Source organism: Nonomuraea sp. NPDC049141 (assembly GCF_040648415.1).
Taxonomy (GTDB): Bacteria; Actinomycetota; Actinomycetes; order Streptosporangiales; family Streptosporangiaceae; genus Nonomuraea.
The window spans coordinates 1-5,687 of sequence record NZ_JBEZDR010000071.1 but is presented as its reverse complement, the minus strand read 5'-3'; the positions used below and the strand labels follow the sequence as shown (position 1 = coordinate 5,687).

Below are 5,687 nucleotides of genomic sequence, written 5' to 3'. Positions count from 1 at the left end.
AACGGGCACAACCACCCCAAAACGCACAACAGCTACCTGGACGATTTGTTCGGCTGACCACCCCGGACGACCGCGCCGGTGCCACGACCGGCCCGGTCACCCGTGGTTCCGCGCCGCTCGCCGTGCCGCACGATGGCCGTCGTGCGACGCTGCCCCCATGACGCCGCACACGCTGCACTATCCGCTGGCGCAGGCGTACGACGGGATCACCCGCGTCGTCGCCGACCTCGACGACGCCGACCTGCAACGGCCCACCCGGTGCCGGGGCTGGCTCGTCGCGGACCTGCTGTTCCACGTGCTCTGCGACGCCCAACGGGCCCTCGTCGCCCTGGCCAGCCCCGCCGACGGCCCGCCCGACGTGGACGACGTGAGCTACTGGCACGCGTTCCCGCCCGGCGAGGACGACGACGACGCACGGCACGCCTGGTGGGCCCGCCGCTCCGCCGCCGCCTTCGACCGGCCCGGCGCCATCGTCCGGCTCTGGACCGACACCGCCCCCGCCGCCGTACGCGCCGCCGGCGCGGCCGACCCCGACGGCCACGTCACCACCCAGGGGCACGTGCTGCGGGTGCCGGACCTGCTCGCCACCCTGACCACCGAGGCCGTCGTGCACCACCTGGACCTGGTCCTCGACCTGCCCGACGCACCCCTGCCCGGCGTGCTCGCCACGGGCGTCGCCGTCACCACCATGGACGGCCTGCTCAGCGACGACGCCGTCCGACCGGCCGCCTGGAGCGACGCGGAGTACCTGCTCAAGGCCGCCGGCCGACTGCCACTCACCGACCGCGACCAGCTCGAACTCGGCGAGGTCGCCGGTTGGTTCCCACTGCTGGGCTGACAGGTTCCCGCTGCTCTGGGCTGACCGGTTCCCTCTCCCGGGGCGGAGGCGCGACCGTCCTCAGACGATTGCCATGTCCACGAAGCGCGACAGGTGGAGTTGCGCGGCCACCGTCACCGTATCGGTCGGACCATTTCTGTGCTTGGCAACAATGAAATCCGCCTCCCCGGCCCGCGGTGACTCCTTGTCGTAGTAGTCGTCACGGTGCAACAGGATGACAACGTCGGCATCCTGCTCAATTGATCCACTTTCACGCAAATCGGACAGCTGCGGTCGCTTGTCGGTGCGCTGCTCCGGGCCACGGTTCAGCTGACTCACCGCGATCACCGGGCACTCGACCTCCTTGGCGAGCAGCTTGAGGCCACGGGAGAGGTCCGCGACCTCCTGCTGCCGACTCTCGGTGCGCTTCGGAGAGGTCATCAGCTGGAGATAGTCGACCACGATCAGCTTGAGGTCGTGCCGCTGCTTGAGCCGGCGCGCCTTGGCCCGGATCTCCATCAGGTTCATGCTCGGCGTGTCGTCGACGAAGAGCGGCGCCTCGCTGATCTCGCCCATGCAGCGGGCGAGCTTGGTCCAGTCGTCGTCGGAGAGCTGGCCGCTGCGCAGGACGTGCAGGGGCACGCGCGCCTCGGCCGACAGCAGCCGCATGACGATCTCGACCTTGCTCATCTCCAGCGAGAAGATGGCCGACGCCTGATTTGCCCGAATCGCGGCGTTGCGCGCGAAGTCCATGCTCGCGGTGCTGTTGTGTGTCGGGATCATCGCCCGACCCGCTAGGTAGAGGTGCTCCGGATTGTCCACCGTGACGCACCGGACCGGCACGCTCGGCACAGGTCGGACGTCGACGATGAAACGGCTGTCCGTCCGGGAGTTGCTCTCGCTGCGGCGCCGCAGCCGGTGCGCCTCCCGCTTGCGGGGCAGGTGGAACACTTCGTCCCTCGTCGTGAAGTTCAAGTTGAAGGCGATCGAGCTTTCCGCGGTGCGCCCCTCGACGGCCTTCCGACTGATCGAGCAGCGGTATCCGAGACTGACGACCAACTCGTGCACGTCCTCGGCGAGGCGGGGGGACGTCGTGGTGAACTGCACGTTCCCGCTGACGGTCACGGTGCCGTCGGTGTCGAGCAGCCCGGCCAGCAGCGCTCGCCGCTGCGCCTCCGAGGCCCGCAGGTACGCGGCGGGGATGTGCTTGTCGCCCAACACCCCGGCCGCCCGCAGGTAACCACGGAAGGAGCCGTAACGCTTGTGGCAGTCACGGCACCTGCGACTTGCGTTCCAGGCGCTGGCGTCCACTCTCCCGCAGTGGGCGCAACCTTCGCGCCGTGCCGCAGGGACGAGTCCCTTCGACCGGCCCCCGCACGACTGGCCGCAGGTGTGGACCGCCGGGCCACGAGGCGTGAAGACCGCGTGGCAGACGACGCATTCACGGTCGGGGATCGCGGGCAGCCGCGGCGGACGAATGGTGTAGACCATCGGCCCCGAAGGCCTGACCTCGAAGCCGTCGGACTCGATTCCGGCCAGAATCTCCGGGTCGACGGTGGTGACCCTTCCTTCCGCCGAGTGGCCGTCGCCGAGCCAGACGCCGAGCGTGTACGGCGCAAGCGGGAGTTCGCGTTCCGGAAGGCGGAGTGCGGCGGCGTTCTCGACCGCATGATTGAGTCGTCGGTCGGCCGTGTTCGTACGCAGGGTCGCTCGTATCTGCTCCGTCGTCACCACGTCGTGCAGCTCCGCCGCCGCCAGGCTCTCCGACCACTGCTCGACGCGATCCAGCAACTGGCGGTAGAGGCGGCGGGCCGGATACGCCCTGGCCGGGCGCACACGCGGGCGCCTGCGCATGACGACGGGCGACTCGTCAGCGATGTCATGCGCCACCCGTTGAGCGGTGTGCGTGAACTCCGGGCCGAGTACGGCGGCCAACTCCGCGATCGTGACATCGTCGCTGGGCGTGGCGCGTGCGGCGGCCCGGTGTAGTCGTTCGATGGCTTCGGGAGACCAGTGGTTGCGCCGGCGGGCGGGGGCCGCGCGGCGACTCGCCCGCGTAGTGGTCTTCCACAGGTGTTCGCCGTCGGCAACGATCACCGAGCCGTCGGAGAACTCGACCTCGTAGCACGGTCGGTCGTGCCGTACCTCGAACGCGGCGGTGACCTTCGTCGGCAGGCCGTCAGCGCTGAGCAACTCGTCGCCAATCTTGACGTCCCCCATCGTTGTCCAGCCTGTCGGCGTGGGAAGCGGGGTGTCCAGCGCGAGCGCCTTTCCCAAACCGGGGCGTCCGGCAACGATCACGAGCTGCCCCGCGTGCAGGCCGTTGAGCAGCCGGTCCAGGTCGGTGAAGCCGGTGGGGACGCCGGTCATGACGCCGCCCTGGGCGCCCACCGCCTCGATCTCGTCCAGCGTCGGCTGGAGCATGTCGGCGAGTACGGCGAAGTCCTCGCTGACGCGGCGCTCCGTGACGTCGTAGACCGCCTGCTGGGCGAGGTCCACGATGTCGTCGACGTCGCGGCTGCCGCCCTGGCTCGTGCCGTAGCCCAGTTGCACGATCTTGGTCCCGGCCTCGACGAGGCGCCGCAGGACCGCCCGCTCGCTGACGATCCGGGCGTAGTACGCCGCGTTCGCGGCGGTGGGCACGCTGGCGATCAGCGTGTGCAGGTAGGGGGCGCCGCCGATGCGTACGAGATCGCCGGAGTCGGCCAGGGCCGCCGCCACGGTGATGGAGTCGGCCGGCTCGCCGCGGCCGTAGATCTCCAGGATGGTGTCGAAGATGGTGGCGTGCACCGGCCGGTAGAAGTCGTTGGTCTTCAGGATCTCGACGACGTCGGCGATGGCGTCCTTGGACAGCAGCATGCCGCCGAGCACGCACTGCTCGGCGGCGACGTCCTGGGGCGGGGTCTTGTCGAACTGGCCGTCGCGCTGCGGCGGCGGGGACGCCTGCCCCCCACCCGCTCGCGAGTCCGCCCGCATGTCGTCGGTGACCGACACGGGTTCCCCCTCCACTGCGTCGGATCCGGATCCAGCCGTATCGCCGGGGTACGACAACCTCGACCTGCCGGTCGATCGGGGGTCATCGCACGGCCGGTCGGGGGCCAACCATACGGAACCCGAGGTCAGCCCCTCAACCACGTCGGTGGACGAGCCTCGGGACAACCTGTGGACGCCGGGGGACGAGCATGTGCGCAGGATGTGCACAACCTGTGGACAACGACTGGGGAATTCTCCGTTGCAGGGCCGTGAACTGCGGAAACGCAATCCCCAGCCTGTGGACGACAAGTTTTCGGTCGAACTGCCCGGTCGAACGTCCCGTACTATCTCCAGCGAACGGCTACACCTGGACAGCGGATTGCGCCATCGGTTGAGAAGGGTCACGCTCCCGCCGTGAGTAACCGGGACTGGGGACGCGGGGAGGATGTGCCGCGCGAGCGACGGCCGGTAGCCCCCTGGCACGATCCCGCCGACCCCGCACCGGCCGGTCCCTACGAGCGCGCACCCGCTCGGCACCGCACGCCGAGCCGGCGGCGGGCCGCCGAACGCGGCCAGGGGGAGCCGGTCGACAGCTACCTGCCCCGCTGGGCGCTGGAGTCGGGAATCCGCAGCGCGGACGGTGGCGGACGACACGCCGCGCCCGACGACGAGGTGGGGGTCGAGGCCGACCGACCGTCTTCCGGTGCCGCTTGGCGGACCACCGAGACCACGAGCAGTTGGCGCCGGGTCAGCGAGACGAGCTGGCGTACGGCTCCGGCGTACGGCGCGGCGGCGGAGTCGGAGCACACCGGGGAGTGGACGTTCGACCACCTGCGGGAGCGGGGCTACTCCGGGCGCCGGCGGGCCGAGGACGATCCCGTCTCGGGAGCGGCACCGCCGAGCCGGCCGAGGCGCTCGCCGTCGCACCCCCCGCAGGTCGTCTGGTCCGGGCTGGAAGAGGCGGAGGCGGCCGGGCCCGTACCGGACCGGGAGGCCCGCCGGGATCGGTGGGCGGCGGAGGACCGACCCACCACCGATCCCTGGGACCGGGGAGCGCTTTCCGACGCGCCCGAGATCCCGCCCTCCCGCACTCCGACCGTGGACGCGTGGGACGCGTCGGGTGCGCACGCGTGGGATGCCTCTGGTGTGCACACGTGGGACGCCTCGGGTGTGCATGCGTGGCGTTCGGCCGGGGAGGTCGACCGCTGGGAGCACGCGGACCCCGACCGCTGGGACCGGTCCGACGACACCGGTCGGTGGGACCGCACCGACGACACCGGCCAGTGGGAGCGGTATGCCGACGGCGGGGGATGGGACCGGACCGCGCCCGGTTCCGGCACCCCGGCGGAGGGCTGGCCCTGGCCGGGGCGCGAGGACCGCGAGGAGGGCTTCTGGTCCGGCACGCGCCTGGCGGGCGACGATCCCCGGTGGGCGGGTCCGTCGGCGGCGGCACCCCGGTCACCGGTCGCGCCCTACACCGCGCCGCGAAGGCGGGTGGCGGCACCGACGGCGAGGGCGGCGCAGCCGGCCGGTGCCGCTGGGGCAGCCGTACGACGATCGTCCGGGACCGCCCGTTCGGGGGTCCGGAGCCGCCGCATCGAGGACGACCTGCTCGATCCCGATCCGGGTGGACCGTGGCGGTCGCTGCTCTACACGGTCGCCTGCTATCTGGTGCCGGCGGTGCTGATCTTCGTCTGGTTGCTGACGCTGGACGGGCAGGTGCCGGCGGGGTGCGTCACGGACATCAGCGGAGGAGGTTGCGACTCACCGAGGTCGCGGGCGCTCGGCTCGGTGGCGTCGGGCCTGCCGCGCTTCGGGTTGGCGCTGGCCAGCAGCCTGGTCGTGGCGCTGCTGCTGCGCCGGGTCGGTACGACGTGGCGTTCGGCCAGCGTCGCAC

Annotated in this window: 3 protein-coding genes; 2 read left to right on the top strand and 1 reads right to left on the bottom strand. The window is 71.3% G+C overall.

Annotated features, from left to right (window positions below; all coding sequences use genetic code 11):
• Positions 1-157: 157 nt before the first annotated feature.
• A complete protein-coding gene (locus AB0B91_RS64065; RefSeq protein ID WP_357659788.1) occupies positions 158-838 on the top strand; it encodes a maleylpyruvate isomerase N-terminal domain-containing protein in 681 nt (226 codons plus the stop codon).
• Positions 839-898: 60 nt separating this feature from the next.
• Here AB0B91_RS64065 and dnaB read toward each other — a convergent pair whose 3' ends face one another.
• Complete coding sequence (dnaB, locus tag AB0B91_RS64060) at positions 899-3,676, bottom strand: replicative DNA helicase (protein ID WP_358342787.1); 2,778 nt, start codon at positions 3,674-3,676, stop codon at positions 899-901.
• Between the two features lie 528 nt (positions 3,677-4,204).
• Here dnaB and AB0B91_RS64055 point away from each other — a divergent pair.
• The coding region (locus AB0B91_RS64055) for a hypothetical protein (protein ID WP_358342785.1) at positions 4,205-5,687 on the top strand (1,483 nt) is incomplete at its 3' end.

Excerpts from the sequence above, each read along its gene's own strand:
- AB0B91_RS64065 (WP_357659788.1), top strand. The coding sequence starts at position 158 with ATGACGCCGCACACGCTGCACTATCCGCTGGCGCAGGCGTACGACGGG.
- dnaB (WP_358342787.1), bottom strand. The coding sequence starts at position 3,676 with ATGCTGCTGTCCAAGGACGCCATCGCCGACGTCGTCGAGATCCTGAAG.